Source organism: Erwinia sp. LJJL01 (genome assembly GCF_047300805.2).
In the GTDB taxonomy this organism is placed as follows: Bacteria; Pseudomonadota; Gammaproteobacteria; order Enterobacterales; family Enterobacteriaceae; genus Erwinia; species Erwinia aphidicola.
On record NZ_CP178576.1, the window covers coordinates 1,529,172 to 1,552,124 of the forward strand.

Sequence of the window (22,953 nt, forward strand, 5' to 3'; positions counted from 1 at the left end):
CGTCCTGAATAATTACAGCCCGAGTGCGGGCAACAAATCGTTAAAGTGATCGAGCGTGACGTCAGGCTGGCTGGTGGCGATGGGCTCGCCATAGTTGTAGCCGTAGGTCAGGCCGATGCAGGGACATCCTGCCGCCTGCGCCGCCAGAATATCATTGCGCGAGTCACCGACAAACACTAACTCGCCCGGCAGCAGGCCAAACGTGCCCAGCACCAGGAACAGCGGTGCCGGATGCGGCTTCTTAGCCACGACATCGTCGCCGCCGATAATCAGCGAAAAATAGTCAGCAATGCCCAGTGAAGCCAGCAGCGGCGCGACAAACGGGGTCGGCTTGTTGGTCACCAGCGCCATAGGCAGATTGTGTTTAGCCAGAGCGGCCAGCGTCTCTTTAACCTGAGGATAAAGCAAACTGCCCCCGTCAACGTGCGAGGCGTAGTGCTGGTCCAGCAGCACGCGTGCGTCACCGATCAGCGCAGGCGAAGGCGCGTGGCCCAGCGCCCAGGTCAACGCCCGCTCAATCAGAATATCGGCACCGTTGCCAATCCAGGTCGAAACGCGCGCAATCCCGGCTGCCGGCAGGTTCAGTGCGCTGAGCGCCCCATCCACCGCGCTGGTCAGCCCCGGTGCGCTGTCGGTCAGCGTGCCATCGAGATCGAAGGCCAGCGCCCGGATATTAGTGAAATGCCCCATGACGAGATTTCTCCAGTTCTGTCCGCATATCGTCGATCACTTTTTTGTAATCGGGATGACCAAAAATCGCCGAACCGGCGACAAACATATCGGCGCCCGCTTCTGCGATCGCGCCAATGTTGTCGACTTTGACGCCGCCGTCCACTTCCAGACGAATGTCGTAGCCGCTCTGGTCGATAAGTTTACGCACCTGACGCAGTTTGTTCAGCGTGCCGGGAATAAACGACTGGCCGCCAAACCCGGGGTTAACCGACATCAGCAGGATCACATCAAGCTTATCCATCACATAATCCAGAATGCTGAGCGGCGTGGCCGGATTCAGCACCAGGCCTGCTTTACAGCCGTGTTCTTTGATCAGCTGTAACGTGCGGTCAACGTGTTCGGAGGCTTCAGGATGGAAGGTGATATAGCTGGCACCGGCTTTAGCAAAGTCAGGCACCAGGCGATCGACGGGTTTCACCATCAGATGCACGTCAATAGGGGCAGTCACGCCGTAATCGCGCAGGGCTTTCAGGACCATCGGGCCCATCGTAAGGTTCGGAACGTAATGATTATCCATCACATCGAAATGCACCACATCACCACCGGCAGCCAGTGCTTTAGCGGTGTCTTCGCCCAGGCGGGCAAAGTCTGCGGAAAGAATTGATGGGGCAATTAAAAACTGTTTCATCCGTTTCTCCCTGGTTGTGCCTGACGTCAGGCTCTCATCACCGGCCAGTATACAGCGCCAGCAGTTCATTAACCTTTAGGCGACTTCCGCCAATACTGCTGATTGAGCGGCGCACTTTGATTTCGTGCAGCTTGGTCGCCGCCTGATACCACTCGCGCGTTAGCGGAGTGTCATGGTTGGAGATCAGCACGGTAATGCTGTTCTCCTGCGCCAGCATAGTGGCCAGTTCGGCCAGATGCTGCTGCTCGCGCATGGTGAAACTGTTGGTGTGGTACGCGGTAAAGTTGGCCGTGGCCGACAGAGGCGCATAGGGTGGGTCGCAATACACCACCGCCCCCTGCCGCGCTTTCCCCAGCGTAACATCGTAAGATTCGCAGACAAAGGTCGCATGTTGTGCACGCTCGGCAAACCAGTAAAGCTCATCTTCCGGGAAGTAGGGCTTGCGGTAGCGGCCAAACGGCACGTTGAACTCACCGCTCAGGTTGTAGCGGCACAGCCCGTTATAGCAGTGGCGGTTGAGGTAGAGAAACAGCACCGCGCGGCGATAGGCATCAGTGCACTGATTGAACTCCTGGCGACAGGCATAATAGACCTCGGAGTCATTCCCCTGCGGCGTAAACAGCACGCGCGCATCGGCAACGAACTCATCCGCACGCTCTTTAACGATGTTATAGAGGTTGATCAGGTCGCTGTTAATGTCAGCCAGAATGTAGCGGGAATATTGGGTATTGAGGAAGACTGAGCCGGCACCGACAAACGGCTCGATCAGGCAATCCCCCTCCGGGAGATGGCGTCGAATATCATCGAGTAACGGGTACTTGCCACCAGCCCACTTCAAAAAAGCGCGATTTTTTTTCATGCCGTCGTTTATTACTTTACTCATCAGGCTGTGGTTACACCGACAGCATATCTGCGCTTTAAATGATCGACGTGCTTTTGGCACGCTCACACACTTGAGGAAATGCCGGGTTACCCCGGCAAAATATTACTTACCGGCTTCTTTTTTAACCTGACTGACCGGTTTCACCCATGGATTCTGGGCGCGAACTTCAGCGGGCAGCGAAGCAACAGCACGCTTAGCCTCGGCCGAGGTGCCATAAGAGCCACTGACCAGCACGTACCACGGCTGACCGTTGCGCGTTGTCTGGTACACATGGTAGCCGGATAAATTCTGTTTTTTCGCCCACGCATTCAGCGTGTCTGAGCGTGAAGCACTGCTCAGCTGCAGCGTGAAGTTGCCGCCTGGCGTGCCGCCACTGTGGCTGGCCGTTGCCGCTGGCTTGTTCTCTTTCACTGCGGGCTTGCTGGCGGTCGGTTTGTGCGCCGTTGCCGCTTTGCTGTCATGGGCCGCGGCGGCATGCGTTGTCTGGCGTGCAGGCTGATGGCTCGCCGCTGACGGTTTGTTGGTTACCTGGCGCGGGGTTTCACCACCGGGTGCCACCGTTGCAGCACCGGTAGGCAGAGACGAACCGCCCTGCCCGGCCTGCGCCGCTGCATCGACCTGACCCTGCTGATTGCTCAGCGCGTTGTTCAGATCGCCAGGCAATTCGACACGCTGCTGGTTGGCAGGCGTCTGCATCTGCGGCGCATCGGTTGGCGTTGGGGAGATAGGTGGCACGCTGACGTCCTGCGGTGCAGCAGGCTGGCCCGCGGCTGACGCACTGTTCTCCGTCGTGGCCGGCTGACCGGATTGCCCGCTCATGGAAGAGGAGCCAGACAGATCGATATTTTTCTCGCCGCCGCCGCTGCCGCCGCTGGTGGCCGGAGCCGCAGGCTGCTGCGCACTCTTCTCACTGCCGCTGTCCGGTGATTTCAGCGCCGAGCCGATGCCCAGCACTAACAGCAGCAGCACCAGGATCCCGATGCCCATCATCATATGCTGGCGGGAAACTGGCACTTTAGTCGCAGAAGACGCTTTGCGCGGCCGCGTAGGGCGGCGGTCGCTGGTGTCAGGTTTTAACTCGTCTTCCGGTTTAAACTCGTCCATTTAACCTCCTCCCATAGAGCGGCGTTGCCGTCCAAACCCTGTGGACGGTGATACATCTGTCAGTGTTGCCAGTGGCTGGCTTGCACATTGTTATCAGGACTTTTGGCAATCCTGAATGGATGCCAGCACCATATCATGTGGCACACCGCTACGCACTTCGGCTTTGCCGATTGCCAGTGGCAGTACCAGGCGCAGTTTTCCAGCCAGCACCTTTTTATCGCGCATCATGTGCGGCAGATAATCTTCCGCCGCCATGCTTTCTGGTCCGTTCACCGGTAAACCGGCACGCTGCAGCAGCGCGATAATACGGTCGGTATCCTGTGAGCTGAACTGCCCAAGACGCTCGGCGTTGCGTGCTGCCATCACCATCCCGGCGGCAACCGCTTCACCGTGCAGCCAGTTACCGTAGCCCATGTGTGCTTCAATCGCATGGCCGTAAGTATGGCCAAGATTAAGCAGCGCACGCAGACCCTGTTCATGTTCATCGGCAGCCACGACTTCGGCTTTCAGTTCGCAGCAGCGGCGAATACAGTACGCCATCGCTGCGCCGTCCAGCGCCAGCAGAGCATCAAGATTCTGCTCCAGCCAGTTGAAGAACTCACCGTCAAGAATAATGCCGTATTTGATCACTTCCGCCAGGCCTGAAGAGAGTTCGCGTGCAGGCAGCGTATTGAGGCAGTCGAGATCGACCACCACCGACGCTGGCTGATAAAACGCGCCAATCATATTTTTGCCGAGCGGATGGTTGACGGCAGTTTTGCCACCAACGGAAGAGTCGACCTGCGACAGCAGCGTAGTGGGCACCTGAATAAAGCGTACGCCACGCTGGTAGCTGGCCGCGGCAAAGCCGGTTAAATCGCCGATCACACCGCCACCTAAAGCAATCAGGGTGGTATCACGGCCGTGTGGCTTTGCCAGAAGTGCAGTAAATACCTGGTCCATTACCGCCAGCGTCTTAAACTGCTCGCCGTCCGGTAAAATCACCTGGTCTACCACCACGCCCACGCTTTCGAGGCGGGAACGCAGCGCGTCAAGATAGAGAGGAGCCAGCGTCTGGTTGGTCACCAGCATGGCCTGATCGCCCGCTTTAAGCGGCCAAAAAGAAGCCGGATCTGCAAACAACCCGGCGGCGATAGTAATGGGGTAACTGCGCTCCCCAAGAGTTACGGTAATCCTCTCCATGACGCTGTATCACCTTTTTTGCTGCGCCCACGCGGGGCCATCAGAGCGTTACTCAGCTCTTTTCCAACATATTGATAATCTGATTAGCGACCACTTTCGCACTCTGATCGTCAGTGCGAATGGTGACGTCGGCAATCTCTTCATACATCGGATTGCGTTCATCAGCTAATGCTTCCAGCACTTCGCGTGGTGGAGAATCCACCTGCAGCAGCGGACGTTTTTTGTCGCGCTGGGTACGTGCCAGTTGCTTTTCGATAGTCGTTTCAAGATACACCACTACGCCACGGGCGGAGAGACGATTGCGCGTTTCGCGCGACTTGACGGAACCGCCACCAGTCGCCAGCACAATGCCCTGCTTTTCAGTGAGTTCATTGATGATTTTTTCTTCGCGATCGCGGAAGCCTTCTTCGCCTTCGACGTCAAAAACCCAGCCCACATCCGCTCCGGTACGTCGCTCAATTTCTTGATCGGAATCGAAAAATTCCATATTGAGTTGTTGAGCTAACTGACGCCCAATAGTGCTTTTGCCGGCACCCATAGGCCCAACCAGAAAGATATTGCGTTTCTCTGCCATTTTTTCGGTATTACTAAGACAATTCGTTGATGATACCCCGCCTTAAACCAGGCAGGACATGAACTGAAACCTCATGAGCGATAGTGCGAGAGTCAGACTAAAAATTATCTCAACACTGAAGGTGTTTTGGCAACCGATTAAATTTACCTTGCCCATTGCACGCAATATTTTGGCGCGTTTCAGTCCGCTTCATTTATCAGCCGGATGTGGTTGCATCGGCTACGCCGCTTGCGCACGATAAAAAACGGTTAAAAAGCATTCGCTGCTGTGGGCACCTGGCCCATAATTCAAAATCGCTAAACCTTGTAAGCTAATTCCGCCCTTGCGTCAAACGCAACTGTGACCAATTCGGGAAAAAACATGCAGGTTCTGTCGTTTGCCGCCAAAAGCGCATTAGTCACTACGCACTAATCTCGGCGTGATAAAGATCACCAGTTCGCGCCTTTTTTGCTCACGCACGTCATGGCGAAAAAGGCCTCCGAGCAGCGGAATATCGCCAAGTACCGGCACTTTACTGCGCCCTGTCGCGCTCTGCTGCTGGAATATGCCGCCCAGCGCCAGCGTCTGACCATCCTTCAGGATCACCTGCGTGTCGATCTCCTGTTTATCGATGGTGAGTACTTCATTAACGCCGCTGCGCATGTTGCGCCCCGGCATATTTTGCGAAATGTGCAGTTTCAGCAAAATCCGACCATTGGCCTGCACCACCGGCGTCACTTCCATTCCCAGCATCGCTTCTTTAAATTCCATGGTGGTAGAGCCGCTGTTGCCGGTCGCCACCTCATAGGGGATCTCCGTGCCCTGCTTAATGCTGGCCGTCTGCTGATGCGAAGTAAATAAGCGCGGGCTGGCAATAATATCCGCCTGATGTTCACTCTCCAGCGCACTCAGCTCAAGATCCAGCAGGCGACCGTCGAGCCTGGCCAGCGTGAAGCCCACGCGCCCGGCCGGATGAGGCACCCCGAGATCGACCCGCAGCTGGCTGGTGCGCAGCGCGTTCGCTACCTGCTCTTCTCCGCTCAGCCCCCAGTTCACGCCCAGCTCGCGCAGGTTCTCTTCGCTGATGGTGACAATCTGCGCCGCCAGCTCAATCTGCTCTAGCGGCACATCCAGCTGGCGCACCCAGCGTTCAGCCTCTTGCAGTGCGCGATCGGTATCGCGCAGCAGCAGGCTGTTGGTGCGGCTATCCAGCGTAATGCTGCCGCGCGCCGTCATCAGCCGGGCGCGCTCATTTTGCAGGCTGGCGTTGACCGCTGCCGCATCCGCGTGCTGCAACGTCAGCGTCAGGTTGTGCAGCGGCAGATTTTGCTGTTGTTCCTCACGGCGGGCATCGGCTTTGCGCTGCTCCTCCTGCTGCCAGCTTTCGGGATACACCAGCAGCACGTTGCCCTGCTGCTGCGTGGTCAGCCGCCCCATTTTCATCACCAGAGAGAGCGCCTGCTGCCACGGCACCCCTTGCAACCGCAGCGAGAGGTTGCCCTCCACGCCGGGGGCCACCACCAGATTCAGCTGCTGATAGTCCGCCAGCGCCTGTAACACCTGGCCGATGGGCGCGTCATCGAACGCCAGTGACAGCGGCGCCTGCGCCAGTGAGAGCGGGCTGATCAGCACCAGCCAGAGGAAGAGCATCCTGTGCATTTTGTTGTCCTTTTAACGTCAGCTTTATGACGGGCGGGCAATCCTGTGAGGGGGAAAGCGAGGCGCTGAGCCAGTCGATAGCGGCAAGCTGCCACGCGGTCGCTGGCAGCGCGTCGCCGATCTGGCCGTGCAGCGTGCTGCCCTGCGGTGAACGCAGCCAGGCGTGGTAGTGGCCCGGTCGGCCAACGATGCCGAGCAGACGCCAGCCCGCGGGCGCATCACCGGTCGCTGGCTGGCAGCGGCTCTCCTGCAAAAAGAAAGGGTCGCGCGCGTGGCTGCCGCACGCCAGCAGTAACAGCAGCAGCGCTAGCTTAGGAAGCATCGTTTAGCTCCAGCACCAGATGCAGCTGCGCCCCCGCCCGCTTCAGGCGAAAGCGGGGTATTTCTACGCTCGGTTGCAGGGTGGTGAGATAGCCCAGCAGAGCGCCAAACTGCGCCCAGCTTAGCGTCAGGGCCAGCTCTCCGCCGTGCGCCGTGGGGTGCCAGTGCTCAAGCACCGCCCCGCTGTGCGCCAGCAGCCTGGGGAGTGAAAAGAGATGCGCCTTAGCGGGTTCGCTCTGCTGCTGGAGTTGGGCAATCTGCTGCTGCACTGTGCGCAACGCGGGTTGCAAACGCAGCGCGGAGATCTGACTGGAGTAACGCCGCGCCTGCAGACGCTGCTGCTGCTCCAGCGTCTGCTGCTGCCGCTGCGCCGGATGCAGCCAGCACAGCCACAGCAGGCCTGCCAGCAGCAGTGCCGCGAGCGTAAAGCTCACCACCCGCAGCCAGGGCTCGGCCTGCAGCCAGCCGGTCAGCCAGCGGTTAGTCATCCGCGCGTTCCTTCGCGCCAGGAAGCTGCGCCTGCAGGGTGAATTCCAGTGCACGTTCGCGGCTACGCTGTATCTGCCCCAGCGTCACCTGGCGAAAGATCGGCATATTCTCCAGCTGCTGGCGCAGCTGATGCAGGCTTTCGATGCGGCGACCGAAGCCGTTAATCTCAAGGCTATGCTCGCCTTTCACCATCTGCTGCAGCCAGAGATCGGCAGGGAATGCCGCGCCGAGCGCATTGGCAAACTGCTGCCAGCGCGCCAGCCGCTGCAGACGCTGCTGCCGCTCAGCCTGCCGACTTTGTAGCAGGGCAAGCTGCTGCTGTGCCGCCACGCTGCGGGCCTTCAGCTGCGTGGCCAGATTAAGCCCGGTTCGCCCTATCGCCAGCCCCTCCATCTGCTGCTGGTTGAGGCGGCGCTGCGCCACTCCGCCCAGCAGTAACCCCACCAGCATCAGCACGGCCCCCAGGGCCAGCAGGCCCCACAACCGCTTGCGCTGTCGCAGCGCCGCCTGTCGCCACGGCAGCAGATTTACCCATACCATCAGCGATCCTCCGGGCGCAGCGCCAGCCCGGTCGCCAGAGCAAACGCGCCTTCACACGCCGGCATCGGGGGCTGATAGCTCTGCAGCACGCTTAAAGGGGTAAGTAGCTGAGTGCCGGGCGGGCAGCTCTCCGCCAGCGCCGAGCTGTACCACAGCGTGCTGCTCTCCTGCAGATAACGCTGCTGCAGGATGGCGAAGTCCGGGGCATCGTCCAGCGGGCACCAGCCCCAGGGCTGCTCGCGATGCTGCGGTGCGAACCACAGCCAGTGGTCGCTGAGGCGATGTACCAGCGCGGCGGCAGGATCGAGCCGTAAATTGTCCGCCAGGGCGAACAGGGCGGCCGGGGTCAGCTCCAGCACCTGCGGAGTCAGGCCCGCCAGCTGCAGGCAGTTTTGCCAGCTGTGCAGCGCCTCCTGGCGCGCCGCCGTCAGGTAGACAGGCGCATCGGTTCCCCACCCGCGGCGGTAATCGAGCGCCAGCGCCTCCGGTGCAATTGGGAAAAATCGCCTCGCCGCCGCCGTGATGTAGCTGCTACGCTCTGGCTCGCGTAATTGCGTGGTGGGAAGAGCCAGCTGGCGCTGCATCACCAGCTGTGGCGGGAAACCGACGCGCAGTGAGATACGGGAAGGGAGCTGCCTGCGCCAGCGCTGCAGCAGTGCGACCAGAATGTCCTGCCGTTGCACCAGGCCATGACTTAACGTATCTTGCGGCAACGTATGCTGCCACCAGTGGCGCAGCTGCCAGCCGTTTCGACGGCGCTGGATGCCGAGGGCGCACAACTGCCCGTTTTGAATATCCAACCCAACTTGCCATGTCTGAAAAGCCATTGACGCGATCTCCTTATCGTCAGTTACAAAAGGACGTATCCAAGGTACTGGCTTGCCTTTATACTACCGCGCGATTGTTTATAAACTGCCCAATCGACTTTAAATGGGAAATATCAGGTGAAGTTCGTAAAGTATTTATTGATCCTTGCAGTGTGTTGCATTTTGCTGGGAGCAGGCTCGATCTATGGTTTATACAAATATATAGAGCCGCAGCTGCCCGATGTCGCCACGCTGAAAGATGTGCGTCTGCAGACGCCTATGCAGGTTTACAGTGCCGATAACGAGCTTATCGCGCAGTACGGTGAGAAACGCCGTATTCCCCTGACCCTGCAGGAAATCCCGCCGCAGATGGTGAAAGCCTTCATCGCGACCGAAGATAGCCGCTTCTACGAGCATCACGGCGTCGATCCGATCGGCATCTTCCGTGCCGCCAGTATTGCACTGGTTTCCGGCCATGCTTCGCAGGGTGCCAGTACCATCACTCAGCAGCTGGCGCGTAACTTCTTCCTCAGCCCCGAACGCACGCTGATGCGTAAGATCAAGGAGGCTTTCCTCGCCATCCGCATTGAGCAGATGATGAGTAAAGACGAGATCCTTGAGCTGTATCTGAACAAAATCTACCTCGGCTATCGCGCTTACGGCGTGGGGGCTGCAGCCCAGGTTTACTTTGGTAAGAATGTTGATCAGCTGTCGTTGAGTGAAATGGCGATGATCGCCGGCCTGCCTAAAGCGCCGTCGACCTTTAACCCACTTTACTCGCACGATCGTGCCGTACAGCGCCGCAACACCGTGCTGGCGCGCATGCTTGACCAGCATTACATCAGCCAGGCGCAGTACACAGAAGCGCGCAACACGCCGCTGGTGGCGAACTATCACGCGCCGGAAATCGCTTTCTCCGCACCGTACCTGACCGAAATGGTGCGCCAGGAGATGATTAAACGTTATGGCGAAAACGCCTATAACGACGGCTACAAGGTTTACACCACCGTGACCCGCAAGCTGCAGCTGGCGGCGCAGGACTCGGTGCAGGACAACGTCATTGCCTATGATATGCGCCACGGCTATCGCGGCCCGTCCAGCGAACTGTGGAAAGCCGGCCAGCCAGCGTGGGATCACGCTCAAATCCTGAAAACGCTGAAAGCGCTGCCGGTTTACGGCCCGCTGTTCCCGGCGGTAGTGACCGCCAGCAGCAGTGATGAAGCTACCGTGGCGATGCGTGACGGCAGCAACATCGCGCTCAATCTGGCTGCGGTGCGCTGGGCGCGTCCATACAAGTCCGACACCTTACAGGGCGCCACTCCGCGCTCGGTTAGCCAGGTACTGCAGCCGGGCCAGCAGATCTGGGTACGCAAGGTCGACAACGACTGGCAGCTGGCTCAGGTGCCGGACGTCAACTCTTCGCTGGTATCGCTCGACCCGCATGACGGCGCAGTACGCGCGCTGGTTGGCGGTTTCGACTTCAATCTGAGCAAGTTCAACCGCGCAACCCAGGCGCTGCGCCAGGTCGGTTCAAATATCAAACCGTTCCTCTACACCGCCGCCATGGATCGTGGCCTGACGCTGGCGTCGATCCTCAACGATGTGCCGATTTCCCGCTGGGATGCCGGTGCCGGTGCCGACTGGCGCCCAAAAAACTCGCCTAATAGCTATGCCGGCCCGATTCGCCTGCGTCAGGGGCTGGGTGAGTCGAAGAACGTGGTGATGGTGCGCGCCATGCGCGCCATGGGCGTCGACTACGCCGCGGAATATTTACAGCGCTTTGGCTTCCCGGCTCAGAACATCGTGCACACCGAATCGCTGGCGCTCGGCTCGGCGGCCTTTACGCCGCTGCAGATGGTGCGCGGGTACTCGGTGATGGCTAACGGCGGCTTCCTGGTAGACCCGTACTTTATTACCCGCATCGAGGATGAAGAGGGGAATAAAGTCTTTGAAGCGAAGCCAAAAGTGGCCTGCCCGGAGTGCAATTTGCCGGTGATCTACGGCGAAACCAAAAAAGCGGTGGCGCTGAGTGAAGACAGCGTGGAAAACGTCGCAGTTTCGCAGGAAGGCACTAACCCTGTCGTGCCGAAACCGGAGCTGGAGCAGGTTCCTCAGCATAAGCAGGACGAACAGCCGGAGTATGCGCCGCACGTGATTAACACGCCGCTGTCGTTCCTGATCAAGAGCGCGATGAACTCCAACATCTTCGGCGAACCGGGCTGGATGGGTACCGGGTGGCGCGCCGGGCGTGACCTTAAGCGTAATGATATCGGCGGTAAAACCGGTACCACTAACAGCTCGAAGGATGCCTGGTTCTCCGGATACGGTCCTGGGGTGGTGACATCCGTGTGGATCGGCTTTGACGATCACCGCCGCGATCTGGGGCGCACCACGGCTTCCGGAGCGATTAAAGATCAGATCTCCGGCTATGAAGGCGGCGCCAAGAGCGCACAGCCAGCCTGGGATGATTACATGAAAGCGGCGCTGGACGGCGTTCCGCTGCAGCCGCTGACGCCGCCGGAAGGGGTGGTGACGGTGAAGATTGACCGCAGCACCGGCAAGCTGGCGAACGGCGGCGGCAATACCCGCGACGAATACTTTATCAACGGCACCCAGCCGACGGAGTATTCAGTGCATGACGTCGGCACCACGCTGATGGATAACGGCGAAAGCCACGAGCTGTTCTGATACAAAAATGCCGGGCAATCGCCCGGCATTTTTTTTAATACGTTACCCTGCCCTGCTTCACCAGCCACTCGCGCACCAGGAACAGCGCGCTGACGTTGCGCGCCTCGCGGAAATCCGGCTCCTCCAGCAGCGCCAGCAGATTGTTCAGCGGCCAGCGCATCTGCGGCAGCGGTTCAGGCTCGTCACCCTCCAGCTTTTCCGGATAAAGCCCTTCCGCCACCACGATATTCATCTGACTGGAGAAATAAGACGGCGCCATGGTCAGTTTACCCAGCTGCTCCAGCTGATGCGCGCCAAAGCCCGCCTCCTCTTTCAGCTCGCGGTTAGCAGCGTCAAAGGGTGTTTCACCCGGGTCGATCAACCCTTTCGGGAAGCCCAGTTCGTAGCTCTCCAGCCCGACCGCGTACTCCTGGATCAGGATCAGATGATCATCAATGATCGGCACGATGAGCACCGCTTCCCGGCCTGAAGATCGCATGCGCTCATAGACCCGGCGCTGGCCGTTGCTGAACTCAAGGTCGACCGATTCCACCGTGAACAGTTTCGATCGCGCTGCGACCTCAACATTAAGGATGGCAGGTTTTTGTAATTGTCTGGTCATAAGGGCCCCAGCGAAAAGCCAAAAAGTGAGCGTCATCCACCCGGCGAATTCAGGTGCTGACCGTGTTATTGTCCATTGTGCGGTAGCCGCCGCAGGAAACCAATCATCGCATGAATCATTTTACTTATTTATAACAAATCATTGTAAACATGAGAAAAATCTTTTAAAGAATGTCAATTATCAGACTAATAAATAGGAATATGCCGATACTTAAGTGGCCAAATGCCTGGTAACATCTACATCGGCCATGGTATACAATTATTCTAATTTTATGATTTTTAGCGCTATTTTTAATCACACAGCTGACAGCCAGCACTGTTTAAACTCGCCACAATTGGGTTAGATATGACACAGTCTTACGCGAGAACGTCGACAGGAGCATTGTGGCAGGAATGAGGGAAGCATGAGCACAATAGTCATCATATTGGCTGTAATGCTGGCCTGCTCGGTAACGGCAGGTTGTTTCTTTTGGTACGCTATGCGGCATCGCCCGCCGTTGGCGAAACCACTGCCATTCATAAGTCCCCCCTATCGCAAGCTGAGCAACGAAGAGCGCGCGGCGGTTGAACGCTACGTGGCGCAGTTGGGCAGCCAAAATCAGACTCTGCCCAGCGGAGCCAGCAGTTCGCCCGATCAGCTGGTGCTCACCTCGCAAAGCAACAATGTCTACCCCGTCACCCGCTCGATTACCCGCTACGGCCTCTCTACCGATGAACCCCACAAATGGCGCTACTACCTTGATGCCGTCGAAGTGCATTTGCCGCCGCTGTGGGAACAACATATCGCGGAAGAGAACTATGTTGAGCTGATCAAAACGCAAACCATTCCGTTGGTGATCTCACTCAATGGTCACTCGCTGACGCAGTACAGCTGGGAAGCGCCCGCGCTGACGCCAATGGTGCGCGCCACCGGGCAGAATGCCTCTATCCGTAAGGAAGAGGGCGAAAATATTGAGCTGCTAAGCGTGCGCAAAGAGAGTGCAGAAGAGTACGCGCTGAGCCGACCTGACGGCACGCGTGAAGCGGTCGCTATCTGTATCGCGCTGCTGCTGTTCTTTATCAGCCTGGTCGGGCCGATAGTGTTGATGCCCTGGCTGATGCTGGCGGGCGTTGCCATCATCGCGGTCAGTGCCTGGTTTATCTATCGCCGCCCAGGCGAAAATGATCTGCGCGAAATTCACTGCCTGCGCGGCGCGCCGAAGCGCTGGGGACTGTTTGGCGAATCTAATCAGGGGCAGGCCAGCAATATCTCGCTCGGCATTATCGACTTAATCTACCCGCCGCACTGGCAACCCTATGTCGCCCAGGACCTTGGCCAGACCACCGAAATTGATATCTACCTCAACCGTCAGGTGGTGCGCCAGGGGCGCTTCCTCTCGCTACAGGATGAGGTGCGCAACTTCCCTGTCCAGCGCTGGCGTAAAAACGTCGTGCTGGCGGTGGGTTCGCTGATCCTGCTGGCGCTGCTGATAAGCTGGATCCCGCTCAGCATGCCGCTGAAACTTAGCCTGGCGTGGATCAAAGGCACGGAAAGTTTGCAGGTTACCCAGGTCAGCGAGTTGGAAAAAGCCCCGCTGCACGTCGGTGACAGCCTGAAGGTAAACGGCAGCGGAATGTGTTCGATCCCGGCGACCTACCAGGGCAACCGTAGCTATGCGTTTATGCCGTTCGACTGTTCGGCCATGTACTGGAACAATGCGGAACCGCTGCCGCTGCCGCAGTCCGATATTATCGATAAGGCAACGGCGCTGCTGGACACCACCAGCATGCAGCTGCACCCGCAGTCCAGTACCGACCCGAAACTTAACCCGCAGCTGGCGACCGCCATTCAGAAGTCGGGCATGATCCTGCTGGATGACTTCTCCGATATCGTGCAGAAAACCCAGGATCTGTGCAGCCAGGAGCAGGACTGTGTGCGCCTGAAAAATGCGCTGGTCAACCTGGGGAACGCGAAAGACTGGCAAACGCTGGTGCACCGCGCTAACTCCGGCGCGCTGAACGGCATGAACGTGCTGCTGCGCCCGGTCAGTGCAGAAGCGCTGGAAAATCTGGTCAATACCGCCACCTCTTCCTTCTTCTACCGCGAAACGCGCCGTGCGGCAGAAGCGCTGAACAGCCCTCCCCCGGGTGGCTTCCTGATCCTCAGCGATGAGGGCCGTCAGTTCGTCAATCAGCCAGCACCGGCGGTCTCACTGTTTGATTACAACGCGCCGGACCAGTGGCCGGAACTGCAGCGGCTCTCCGGCATGCTGCTGCACACTCCGTTTAGCGCCAGCGGCATTATTACCAGCATCACCACCGATGCCAACGGCACGCGCCACATCGCTCTGCACAGTGAACCGGATAGCCTCACCCTGTGGCGCTATCTTGCCAGCAGTCTGTTACTGCTGGTGCTGGCGCTGAGCCTGGTGATTAACAGCCTGCTGGCGCTGCGCCGCATGCATCGCCACCGCGTGCGCCTGATGGAAATTCATCAGTATTATGAGAAGTGCTTTAACCACTCGCTCAGCGACATCCAGACCGTGCGGCCGATGTTCTGAGCATCGCCGCATCTGTGCTATTTTTAAGGCTGAGACTCTCCGCTTTACCTGCCTGAACACGTTGCGCGTGAGTATCCGCCGCAGCGCGCCTTGATTTATGGCGTTAGCCCCATATATAAGGTGAATCCAAAAAGGAACCCAGCGATGAAAGAGAAACCCACAGAAGGGGTGCGGCTTGATAAATGGCTCTGGGCCGCCCGCTTTTATAAAACCCGTGCTGCGGCACGCGAGATGATTGAAGGCGGCAAGGTGCATTACAACGGCCAGCGCAGTAAACCCAGCAAGCTGGTTGAAGTCGATGCTGAGCTGGTGCTGCGCCAGGGTAATGACCAGCGCACCGTGGTGATCGAAGGCATCAGTGATAAGCGCGGTCCGGCAGCGATTGCCCAGCAGCTGTATCGCGAGACGGCAGAAAGTATTGAAAAACGGGAAAAGGTCGCGCAGGCACGCAAAATGAATGCGCTCAGTATGCCGCACCCGGACCGACGCCCGGATAAAAAGGAGCGTCGCGACCTGATGAAATTTAAAAATTCTGGCGACGAATAACGCGCCATTAAAGAGAGAAAAACTTATGTCCCAGCAAGACCAGATGCACCGCTTCCTGTTTGAAAATCACGCCGTGCGTGGCGAACTGGTAGGTATTTCCCAGACCTGGCGCGAGATTATCGACGGCCACGACTACCCACAGCCGGTGCAGCAGGTGCTTGGCGAACTGCTGGTAGCGACCAGCCTGCTGACCGCCACCCTGAAGTTTGACGGCGACATCACGGTCCAGCTGCAGGGTGATGGCGCACTGAATATGGCGGTTATTAACGGTAATAATCAGCAGGAGATGCGCGGCGTGGCCCGTATGCAGGGCGAGATTGCTGACGGCAGCAGCCTGAAAGAGATGGTCGGTAACGGCTACCTGGTGATCACCATCTCGCCAAAAGAGGGTGAGCGCTATCAGGGCGTGGTTGGGCTGGAAGGCGAAACGCTGGCAGAGTGTCTTGAGGACTACTTCATGCGCTCTGAGCAGCTGCCAACCCGTCTGTTTATCCGCACCGGCGAAAGTGAAGGCAAAGCGGGCGCAGGCGGCATTCTGCTGCAGGTGCTGCCCGCGCAGGATGCCAGCCTGGATGAGTTCAACCATCTGGCGACGCTGACAGAAACCATCAAGACCGAAGAGCTGCTGGACCTGCCGGCGAACGAGGTGCTGTGGCGCCTGTTCCACGAGGAAGAAGTCACGCTGTTCGAGCCGCAAAACGTCTGCTTTAAATGCACCTGCTCGCGCGAGCGCTGTGGTGATGTGCTGAGCACGCTGCCGCCGGAAGAAGTGGATCAGATCCTGCAGGAAGACGGTGAGATCGACATGCACTGTGACTACTGCGGCAACCACTACGTCTTTGACAGCGTAGACATCGCGGCCATCCGTAATGATTCAGCTGCCGGTGACCAACAGGTTCACTGATCCCTTCGGGCCAGGTCTTCCTGGCCCTGCACTCTCCTGCTGTGCATAACAAACTTCTCGTAGCAAAAAAATGCGATACTTTCTATCGCCAATATGCCGAGTTTTCAACCATTTCATGCGCAATTCCACGATATTTATCACTGGCTTATCGCACTTACTTTAGTTAATAAATGAAACAAATCACGCCGCTTTACAGCGAATCGCGTGTCGCCTCTCATTTCTTCCTTTTGCCTCTTTCTCTGTCGTCTGACAGGTGTAAACTGCGCGCGATCGTCACGGTGCCAGCCGCCCGAATGTGCCAGGCATTACGGCAAAATCGTCGAAACACCCCTACATCTGCAGCAGTACAAAAAACCGACAAAGGAGCAGTAACATGCGCGCTAACGACCTGACCAAGCAGGACCTCGTTGCTTATGGCATCACTGATACGGTTGAGGTAGTTCATAACCCCGATTATGACACGCTGTTTAAGGAAGAAACCCAGCCCGGTTTACAGGGTTTTGAACGCGGAATAGTGACCCAATCAGGCGCGGTTGCCGTCGATACCGGTATTTTTACCGGCCGCTCGCCAAAAGATAAATATATCGTGCGCGATGACGTCACGCGCGACACGCTGTGGTGGAATGACCAGGGTAAAGGCAAGAATGACAATCAGCCGCTGTCGCAGGAGAACTGGCAGTCGCTGAAAAACCTCGTCACCACCCAGCTCTCTGGTAAGCGCTTATTTGTGGTCGATACCTGGTGCGGCGCCAACCCGGACAGCCGCCTGAGCGTGCGCTTTATTACCGAAGTCGCCTGGCAGGCCCACTTCGTCAAAAACATGTTTATCCGCCCGGATGCGCAGGGTCTGGCTGACTTTAAGCCTGACTTTGTGGTGATGAACGGGGCGAAATGCACCAACCCGGACTGGCAGGCTCAGGGGCTGCATTCAGAGAACTTTGTGGCGTTTAACCTGACGGAGAAAATCCAGCTGATTGGCGGTACCTGGTACGGCGGCGAGATGAAAAAGGGGCTGTTCGCCATCATGAACTACCTGCTGCCGCTTAAGGGCATTGCCGCGATGCACTGTTCGGCCAACGTCGGTGAAAAAGGCGATGTGGCGGTGTTCTTTGGCCTGTCCGGCACTGGCAAAACCACCCTGTCGACCGACCCGCAGCGCCAGCTGATTGGTGATGACGAGCATGGCTGGGACGACGACGGCGTGTTTAACTTTGAAGGCGGCTGCTACGCCAAAACCATCAAACTGTCCGAGCAGGCTGAACCCGAGATCTATCACGCTATCCGCCGCGACGCGCTGCTGGAAAATGTGGTGGTGCGCGCCGATGGAACGGTGGATTACGACGACGGCAGCAAAACCGAAAACACCCGCGTTTCCTACCCGCTCTACCACATCGACAACATTGTTAAACCGGTATCAAAAGCAGGCCATGCGAAGAAAGTGATCTTCCTGACCGCCGATGCCTTTGGCGTGCTGCCGCCGGTGTCGCGCCTGACGCCAGAACAGACGCAGTATCACTTCCTGTCCGGCTTTACCGCCAAACTGGCGGGCACCGAGCGCGGCGTAACCGAGCCCACCCCAACCTTCTCCGCCTGCTTTGGCGCCGCGTTCCTGACGCTGCACCCTACCCGGTACGCTGAAGTGCTGGTGAAGCGCATGCAGGCCGCGGGAGCGGAAGCCTGGCTGGTGAATACCGGCTGGAACGGCAGCGGCAAGCGCATCTCGCTGAAGGATACCCGCGCCATCATCAACGCGATCCTCAGCGGTGAAATCGCCGATTCGGAGACGGCAACGTTGCCGATTTTCAACCTTGAGATACCGCTGGCGCTGCCGGGCGTCGACAGCCACCTGCTCGATCCGCGCAACACCTACGCCAGCACCGCCGACTGGGAAGTGAAAGCCCGCGACCTGGCGCAGCGCTTTATCACCAACTTCGATAAGTTCACCGACACGCATGCCGGTGAGGCGCTGGTGAAGGCCGGACCTGCTCTCTGAAAATAATCACGGGGCGACCGAAAAAGAGGTCTGCCCCTACAACTGCAAGAATGCCGTAGGGGTCGACCCCTGAGGTATTCCCAGAAATGACATCCCTCGCTAAACGTCCGCTAACCGGTCTGAGCTCAGTCTGAGCACGCCGGAACGGCAAAAGACGCTCCCTGCGGGCCTCGGCACGCGGCATCCCTGCCGCGTGACGTCCGGCTTACCTCAGGCCAAGCTCATCCCCCACTCGCATCGTGCTCGCTGTGGGTTTCAAACCGCGACGCTGCGGCTTTGGGTGCAAGGAGGGAGGGCTGATTGCAGCAGGCCCACGGCCAGGGATGGCCGTGAGCCAGGCTACAGGGATGTATTCATGCCGGTGCGGAAAGCAGCCCTCCCTCCTGAAACCTGTCACCTCTCATACCGCGATAAAATCCAGATCAATTTTTGTGGGGATCCCTCATGGGTCGACCCTTTTTTCCGGTCGACCCATTTTGGCTTAAACCCAGCAGCCTTCTATCGCACATTACTCATTGTCCGACCTGACAAACTGCTAAAATAGGATCCCGACTTGGCTCTGGAAACACAGTGACGTGAAACGCCTGCTGCACCACACGCTTTATCTGTTTAACCCCGTTCACCTGCTGGCCTGCCTGGTGACGATAAATGGCTATCTTTTTCTGCACCCTTCCCTGCACCACGCATGGCACTCCGTGCCCGGTGTGATTGACGGTTTTACCACCTGGAAAAATGCCCTGCTGGTGTTTGGCCTGCTGGAGATCCCGCGCTTTATGCTCGGCCTGAGCCTGATGATTATCGGCTGTGGTTTACTGCTGCGCGCGCGCATCGCCTGGGCTTTCTCACTGCTGCTGCTGCTGGCGATGATGCTGTTTGAACTTAACAACCCGCATACGCGGCACCTGCTGCTGTACGCCACGCTCGGCAACACCCTGCTGCTGCTGTGGTTCTGGCGGCGCTTTCATCATGCCAGCCTGGCCGCAGGCAGCCTGTTTGCCCTGCTCAGCATCACCTCGCTGCTGCTGTATGGCGTACTAGGCTCGCTGTACCTCGGCGAAGAGTTCCGGCCACACATCAGCGATCTCACCATGGCGTTCTACTATTCAATCGTCAGTATGTCGACGGCAGGCTTTGGCGATATCGTGCCGCTCACCCCCCATGCGCGCCTGTTTACCGTCTCCATTATTCTGCTGGGCATCACGGTGTTTGCCACGTCGGTCAGCGTAATTATCGGCCCGGTGCTGGGCGGCAATATGAAAAGAATTATCAAAGGGAGGTTTACCCGCGTGATGCGTAAAAATCATTTTATTATCGCCGGTGCTACGCCGCTGGCGCACAGCGTCTATCTCGGCCTGAAGCAGCGCGGGGAAGCGTTAACGGTGATTGTACCGGAAGGGCTGGCGCACCAGTATCCGCCGGATACTGACCTGGTCATCGGCGATCCTTCCAGCTCGGAAGTGTTAACGGAGGCGGGATCGGCACACGCGAAGTTTATCCTCGCTCTGCGCAACGATGATTCGGAGAATGCGTTTATCGTGCTGGCGGCAAAAGAGGCGGGCGGTAGCGCAACGCGCACCATCTGCCTGGTGAACGACAGTCAGCATCTGCAGAAGATTAAGCGCGTGCAGCCCGATATTGTGATCTCTTTGCAGCTGCTGGGCAGTGAGTTCCTGGTGCGGACGTTAAGCGGGGAGACGATCGACAATGCGAAGATTGCCGAGCTGTTTTTTGGTCACGTTAACACGGATTAACCGGGCGCGGCATGCCACGCCCCTACCCGGTCTCCGATTACGCCACCGGGCCGGGCAGGCTGGCCGGAGGCAGCGGCAGGTAAGCACGAATGCGCAGACCGCCTTTATCGCTCTTGCCGATCTCCAGCGTTCCCTGATGCGCATCGATAATGCGTTGCACAATCGCCAGGCCGAGGCCGGTGCCGCTGGTACTGCGCGCGCTATCGCCGCGCACAAACGGCTGGAACAGATGCTTCAGCTGGTCCGGCTCAATGCCCGGGCCGTCATCTTCCACCTGGAACCAACCGCGCTGCAACTCGCGTCCGGAGCTGACTTTAATCCAACCGTTACCGTAACGGGCAGCGTTAACCACCATATTCGCCACGGCACGTTTGATGGCCAGCGGGTTGATATCCAGCATCAGCTCGGCGGACATCACCGCATTTTCAATTTCACGCTCGTAGCCGCTCTCTGCGGCCACCACTTCGCCCAGCACGCTGTTGAGGTCGGCACGCTCAAACTGCATCTCCTGGCCGGTGCGCAGATAGTCGATAAACTGTTCGATAATCGCATTACACTCTTCGATATCTTTGTTAATCGACTCCGCAAGGTAGCCGTCCTGCTCCGACATCATCTCGGTCGCCAGAACGGATACGCGTCAGCGGCGTGCGCAGATCGTGACTGACCCCGGCCATCAGCAGGGTACGGTCATCGGCCAGCTGCTTAACGCCGGAAGCCATCTGGTTAAAAGCCCGGGTAACTGAACGCACCTCGGACGCGCCATACTCGCGCAGCGGCGGCGGAATAATCCCTTTACCCACCTGCAGCGCAGCATGCTCCAGCTCCACAAGGGGTCGGTTCTGGATGCGGATAAACAGCCACGCACCGCCAATCGCCAGCAGCATGATCGCCAGCGTGTAGCGGAACAGCGGCGAGAAATCGCCCTGATGGATTTCAGTCAGCGGCACGCGCACCCAGATATCGGGCGACAGCCAGGTTTTCAGCCAGACCACCGGTGAGTTTTTATTCACCTCGACGCGCACATCGGTCGGGCCACCGAGCTGCTGCGCCATCTGCTGGCTGAGGAATTCGTAGTGTTGCGCCCAGCGTAATCCGCTCTCTTCCGCCGCCGCATTGGTATACAGCGAAATGCCCAACTCGCGGTATATCTCACGGCGAAATGCCGGCGGCACTTCCAGCTGCGTGCCATCTTCCAGCTGCAGCCGGTCGGTCATCAACATGCGCACTTCATACGCCAGCACTTTGTTAAACTGCTGCAGGCTGGGCAGTATGGCAAAGTTAAGCACCACCAGATAGGTCGTTACCAGGCTGACAAACAGCAAGGTAACGATCAACAGTAGCGTGCGGGCAAATGAACTGCGGGGAGAGAAGCGGAGTCGCCTCATGCCTTACTGCCGTCCGGCACGAAGACATAACCCAGGCCCCAGACGGTCTGGATGTAGCGCGGATGGGCCGGATCTTCTTCCACCATGCGGCGCAGGCGGGAGATCTGCACGTCGATAGAACGCTCCATCGCACTGTACTCGCGGCCACGCGCCAGGTTCATCAGCTTGTCACGCGACAGCGGTTCACGCGGGTGGCTGACCAGCGCTTTCAGTACCGCAAACTCACCGCTGGTCAGTGGCATAGGCTCATCTTCACGGAACATCTCACGCGTGCCGAGGTTCAGCTTGAACTTACCAAAGGCAATCACCGCCTCTTCCTGCGAAGGGGCGCCCGGCAGCTCATTGGCCTGACGGCGCAGCACGGCACGGATACGCGCCAGCAGCTCACGCGGGTTGAAAGGCTTCGGAATGTAGTCATCCGCGCCGATTTCCAGCCCGACGATACGGTCCACTTCTTCACCTTTCGCGGTCACCATAATGATCGGCATCGGGTTACTCTGGCTGCGCAGACGGCGGCAGATCGACAGGCCATCTTCGCCCGGCAACATCAGGTCCAGCACCATCAGATGGAAGGATTCACGCGTCAGCAGACGGTCCATCTGCTCGGCATTTGCCACGCTACGCACCTGGAAACCCTGTTCGGTCAGATAGCGTTCCAGTAGCGCACGTAAACGCATGTCATCATCGACCACCAGGATTTTGTAATTTTCTTGCATTGAGTGACTCCCAAAGGCGCTATTGCCTGAGCTGGTATTTTCAAAAAAGATGCCTGAATGTAACAGTCAATAATGGTTTATATTGTAGCCGAAATTGTTACAAAGCATATTAAACAGCAGCTTATCTTGAAATTCTGGCAAAAAACCACGGCTGAAGCACAAAGTTCACGCGCGGTATTTGTCAGAACAAACAAGCAGTAACGTTCGGGGATAATTCGCAATGCGTGATTTGCATCCGCACGCCGGGCATCACAAAATAGCGGGCAAACCGCGACGATGATGGCTGAACGATGAAAACAAAACTGATTACCCGTGAAGGCTACAATCTGCTAAAGAAAGAGCTGGATTTTCTCTGGCGCGAAGAGCGCCCGGAAGTGACGAAGAAGGTGACCTGGGCGGCCAGCCTTGGCGACCGCAGTGAAAACGCCGACTATCAGTACAACAAGAAGCGCCTGCGGGAAATTGACCGCCGGGTGCGCTACCTGACCAAGTGCCTGGAGCAGCTGCGCATCGTCGATTACAGTCCGCAGCAGGATGGCAAAGTGTTCTTTGGCGCCTGGGTGGAAGTGGAGAATGACGACGGGGAGATCAAGCGTTTTCGCATCGTCGGCTATGACGAAATTTTTGGCCGTAACGATTACATCTCCATCGACTCACCGATGGCGCGCGCCCTGCTAAAGAAGGAGGTCGGCGATGCCGCCACCGTGCAAACGCCGGTCGGTGAAGCGCTGTGGTACGTCAACGACATCCGCTACGTTAAAGAATCCTAATCCGCACCGCGGCGGCCTGTTTTTACCCAAAATAATTCGAGGTGCAGGAAGGCGGCAAATGAGCGACAAATCGGTCGGGAACCGATTTGAGCAACGCTGGCCGGAGGCTGAGCCTCAGGGATGAGGCTCACTAATCCCGATGAGCTTACATAAGTAAGTGATT

20 protein-coding genes and 1 pseudogene are annotated in these 22,953 nt (G+C 58.0%); 7 read left to right on the top strand and 14 right to left on the bottom strand.

What is annotated here, in order from left to right; genetic code table 11:
- Positions 1 to 12 precede the first annotated feature (12 nt).
- The 11 genes from ACLI4M_RS08040 to pilM form a co-directional block, all read right to left on the bottom strand.
- Complete coding sequence (locus tag ACLI4M_RS08040; protein ID WP_048917671.1) at positions 13 to 690, bottom strand: phosphoglycolate phosphatase; 678 nt, start codon at positions 688 to 690, stop codon at positions 13 to 15.
- Positions 674 to 1,360, bottom strand: coding sequence for a ribulose-phosphate 3-epimerase (gene rpe, locus ACLI4M_RS08045; protein ID WP_048917672.1), 687 nt, complete (start codon positions 1,358 to 1,360; stop codon positions 674 to 676). The genes ACLI4M_RS08040 and rpe overlap by 17 nt, the downstream gene beginning before the upstream one ends.
- A 37-nt stretch (positions 1,361 to 1,397) precedes the next feature.
- Positions 1,398 to 2,219: an adenine-specific DNA-methyltransferase gene (dam, locus tag ACLI4M_RS08050; protein WP_048917696.1), complete on the bottom strand. Its 822-nt coding sequence runs from the start codon at positions 2,217 to 2,219 to the stop codon at positions 1,398 to 1,400.
- Positions 2,220 to 2,345: 126 nt separating this feature from the next.
- On the bottom strand, positions 2,346 to 3,347 hold the full coding sequence (locus ACLI4M_RS08055) for an SPOR domain-containing protein (RefSeq protein ID WP_133622554.1): 1,002 nt from the start codon (positions 3,345 to 3,347) through the stop codon (positions 2,346 to 2,348).
- A gap of 93 nt (positions 3,348 to 3,440) precedes the next feature.
- Entirely contained in the window at positions 3,441 to 4,529 is a 1,089-nt protein-coding gene (gene aroB / locus ACLI4M_RS08060; RefSeq protein WP_048917674.1) for a 3-dehydroquinate synthase, read from the bottom strand.
- Between the two features lie 52 nt (positions 4,530 to 4,581).
- On the bottom strand, positions 4,582 to 5,103 hold the full coding sequence (gene aroK / locus ACLI4M_RS08065; protein WP_048917675.1) for a shikimate kinase AroK: 522 nt from the start codon (positions 5,101 to 5,103) through the stop codon (positions 4,582 to 4,584).
- Between the two features lie 393 nt (positions 5,104 to 5,496).
- Positions 5,497 to 6,741, bottom strand: a complete 1,245-nt coding sequence (hofQ, locus tag ACLI4M_RS08070) for a DNA uptake porin HofQ (RefSeq protein ID WP_133622553.1) — start codon at positions 6,739 to 6,741, stop codon at positions 5,497 to 5,499.
- Positions 6,659 to 7,063: a DNA utilization family protein gene (locus tag ACLI4M_RS08075; RefSeq protein WP_133622552.1), complete on the bottom strand. Its 405-nt coding sequence runs from the start codon at positions 7,061 to 7,063 to the stop codon at positions 6,659 to 6,661. Before ACLI4M_RS08075 ends, hofQ begins: the two co-directional genes overlap by 83 nt.
- The gene (locus tag ACLI4M_RS08080; protein WP_133622551.1) at positions 7,053 to 7,550 is read right to left on the bottom strand and encodes a hypothetical protein; all 498 of its coding nucleotides are present in this window, start codon (positions 7,548 to 7,550) and stop codon (positions 7,053 to 7,055) included. Before ACLI4M_RS08080 ends, ACLI4M_RS08075 begins: the two co-directional genes overlap by 11 nt.
- Complete coding sequence (locus tag ACLI4M_RS08085; RefSeq protein ID WP_133622550.1) at positions 7,543 to 8,091, bottom strand: PilN domain-containing protein; 549 nt, start codon at positions 8,089 to 8,091, stop codon at positions 7,543 to 7,545. Before ACLI4M_RS08085 ends, ACLI4M_RS08080 begins: the two co-directional genes overlap by 8 nt.
- Positions 8,091 to 8,918: a type IV pilus biogenesis protein PilM gene (gene pilM / locus ACLI4M_RS08090; RefSeq protein WP_133622549.1), complete on the bottom strand. Its 828-nt coding sequence runs from the start codon at positions 8,916 to 8,918 to the stop codon at positions 8,091 to 8,093. The genes ACLI4M_RS08085 and pilM overlap by 1 nt, the downstream gene beginning before the upstream one ends.
- A 117-nt stretch (positions 8,919 to 9,035) precedes the next feature.
- Between pilM and mrcA the strand changes: the two genes are divergently transcribed.
- Positions 9,036 to 11,585: a peptidoglycan glycosyltransferase/peptidoglycan DD-transpeptidase MrcA gene (gene mrcA / locus ACLI4M_RS08095; protein WP_048917681.1), complete on the top strand. Its 2,550-nt coding sequence runs from the start codon at positions 9,036 to 9,038 to the stop codon at positions 11,583 to 11,585.
- Positions 11,586 to 11,619: 34 nt separating this feature from the next.
- Here the strand turns inward: mrcA and nudE are convergent, their stop codons facing one another.
- On the bottom strand, positions 11,620 to 12,186 hold the full coding sequence (nudE, locus tag ACLI4M_RS08100; RefSeq protein ID WP_099753502.1) for an ADP compounds hydrolase NudE: 567 nt from the start codon (positions 12,184 to 12,186) through the stop codon (positions 11,620 to 11,622).
- A 403-nt stretch (positions 12,187 to 12,589) separates the two neighbouring features.
- On the opposite strand from nudE, the gene ACLI4M_RS08105 reads away from it, so the two are divergent.
- From ACLI4M_RS08105 to kch, 5 genes are all read left to right on the top strand, one after another.
- The gene (locus ACLI4M_RS08105; RefSeq protein WP_133622548.1) at positions 12,590 to 14,725 is read left to right on the top strand and encodes an intracellular growth attenuator family protein; all 2,136 of its coding nucleotides are present in this window, start codon (positions 12,590 to 12,592) and stop codon (positions 14,723 to 14,725) included.
- A gap of 144 nt (positions 14,726 to 14,869) precedes the next feature.
- Positions 14,870 to 15,271: a ribosome-associated heat shock protein Hsp15 gene (gene hslR, locus ACLI4M_RS08110; protein ID WP_133622547.1), complete on the top strand. Its 402-nt coding sequence runs from the start codon at positions 14,870 to 14,872 to the stop codon at positions 15,269 to 15,271.
- Positions 15,272 to 15,296: 25 nt separating this feature from the next.
- Entirely contained in the window at positions 15,297 to 16,175 is an 879-nt protein-coding gene (hslO, locus tag ACLI4M_RS08115; protein ID WP_048917685.1) for an Hsp33 family molecular chaperone HslO, read from the top strand.
- A gap of 373 nt (positions 16,176 to 16,548) precedes the next feature.
- Positions 16,549 to 18,168 carry a phosphoenolpyruvate carboxykinase (ATP) gene (pckA, locus tag ACLI4M_RS08120; protein WP_133622546.1) on the top strand — a complete coding sequence of 540 codons (1,620 nt, stop codon included), beginning with the start codon at positions 16,549 to 16,551 and terminating at the stop codon, positions 18,166 to 18,168.
- A gap of 575 nt (positions 18,169 to 18,743) precedes the next feature.
- Complete coding sequence (gene kch / locus ACLI4M_RS08125) at positions 18,744 to 19,919, top strand: voltage-gated potassium channel protein (RefSeq protein WP_133622545.1); 1,176 nt, start codon at positions 18,744 to 18,746, stop codon at positions 19,917 to 19,919.
- A 37-nt stretch (positions 19,920 to 19,956) separates the two neighbouring features.
- Here the strand turns inward: kch and envZ are convergent.
- Both envZ and ompR read right to left on the bottom strand, forming a co-directional pair.
- A pseudogene (gene envZ, locus ACLI4M_RS08130) lies at positions 19,957 to 21,304 on the bottom strand (two-component system sensor histidine kinase EnvZ).
- Positions 21,301 to 22,020 carry an osmolarity response regulator transcription factor OmpR gene (gene ompR, locus ACLI4M_RS08135; protein WP_001157751.1) on the bottom strand — a complete coding sequence of 240 codons (720 nt, stop codon included), beginning with the start codon at positions 22,018 to 22,020 and terminating at the stop codon, positions 21,301 to 21,303. Before ompR ends, envZ begins: the two are co-directional and overlap by 4 nt.
- A gap of 290 nt (positions 22,021 to 22,310) precedes the next feature.
- Between ompR and greB the strand changes: the two genes are divergently transcribed.
- Positions 22,311 to 22,790 (top strand): transcription elongation factor GreB, encoded by a 480-nt coding sequence (gene greB, locus ACLI4M_RS08140; protein WP_048917689.1) that lies wholly within the window; start codon positions 22,311 to 22,313, stop codon positions 22,788 to 22,790.
- Positions 22,791 to 22,953: the final 163 nt, after the last annotated feature.

Coding starts and splice junctions, on each gene's coding strand:
- ACLI4M_RS08040 (WP_048917671.1), bottom strand. CDS start 690: ATGGGGCATTTCACTAATATCCGGGCGCTGGCCTTCGATCTCGATGGC.
- rpe (WP_048917672.1), bottom strand. CDS start 1,360: ATGAAACAGTTTTTAATTGCCCCATCAATTCTTTCCGCAGACTTTGCC.
- dam (WP_048917696.1), bottom strand. CDS start 2,219: ATGAAAAAAAATCGCGCTTTTTTGAAGTGGGCTGGTGGCAAGTACCCG.
- ACLI4M_RS08055 (WP_133622554.1), bottom strand. CDS start 3,347: ATGGACGAGTTTAAACCGGAAGACGAGTTAAAACCTGACACCAGCGAC.
- aroB (WP_048917674.1), bottom strand. CDS start 4,529: ATGGAGAGGATTACCGTAACTCTTGGGGAGCGCAGTTACCCCATTACT.
- aroK (WP_048917675.1), bottom strand. CDS start 5,103: ATGGCAGAGAAACGCAATATCTTTCTGGTTGGGCCTATGGGTGCCGGC.
- hofQ (WP_133622553.1), bottom strand. CDS start 6,741: ATGCACAGGATGCTCTTCCTCTGGCTGGTGCTGATCAGCCCGCTCTCA.
- ACLI4M_RS08075 (WP_133622552.1), bottom strand. CDS start 7,063: ATGCTTCCTAAGCTAGCGCTGCTGCTGTTACTGCTGGCGTGCGGCAGC.
- ACLI4M_RS08080 (WP_133622551.1), bottom strand. CDS start 7,550: ATGACTAACCGCTGGCTGACCGGCTGGCTGCAGGCCGAGCCCTGGCTG.
- ACLI4M_RS08085 (WP_133622550.1), bottom strand. CDS start 8,091: ATGGTATGGGTAAATCTGCTGCCGTGGCGACAGGCGGCGCTGCGACAG.
- pilM (WP_133622549.1), bottom strand. CDS start 8,918: ATGGCTTTTCAGACATGGCAAGTTGGGTTGGATATTCAAAACGGGCAG.
- nudE (WP_099753502.1), bottom strand. CDS start 12,186: ATGACCAGACAATTACAAAAACCTGCCATCCTTAATGTTGAGGTCGCA.
- ACLI4M_RS08105 (WP_133622548.1), top strand. CDS start 12,590: ATGAGCACAATAGTCATCATATTGGCTGTAATGCTGGCCTGCTCGGTA.
- hslR (WP_133622547.1), top strand. CDS start 14,870: ATGAAAGAGAAACCCACAGAAGGGGTGCGGCTTGATAAATGGCTCTGG.
- hslO (WP_048917685.1), top strand. CDS start 15,297: ATGTCCCAGCAAGACCAGATGCACCGCTTCCTGTTTGAAAATCACGCC.
- pckA (WP_133622546.1), top strand. CDS start 16,549: ATGCGCGCTAACGACCTGACCAAGCAGGACCTCGTTGCTTATGGCATC.
- ompR (WP_001157751.1), bottom strand. CDS start 22,020: ATGCAAGAAAATTACAAAATCCTGGTGGTCGATGATGACATGCGTTTA.
- greB (WP_048917689.1), top strand. CDS start 22,311: ATGAAAACAAAACTGATTACCCGTGAAGGCTACAATCTGCTAAAGAAA.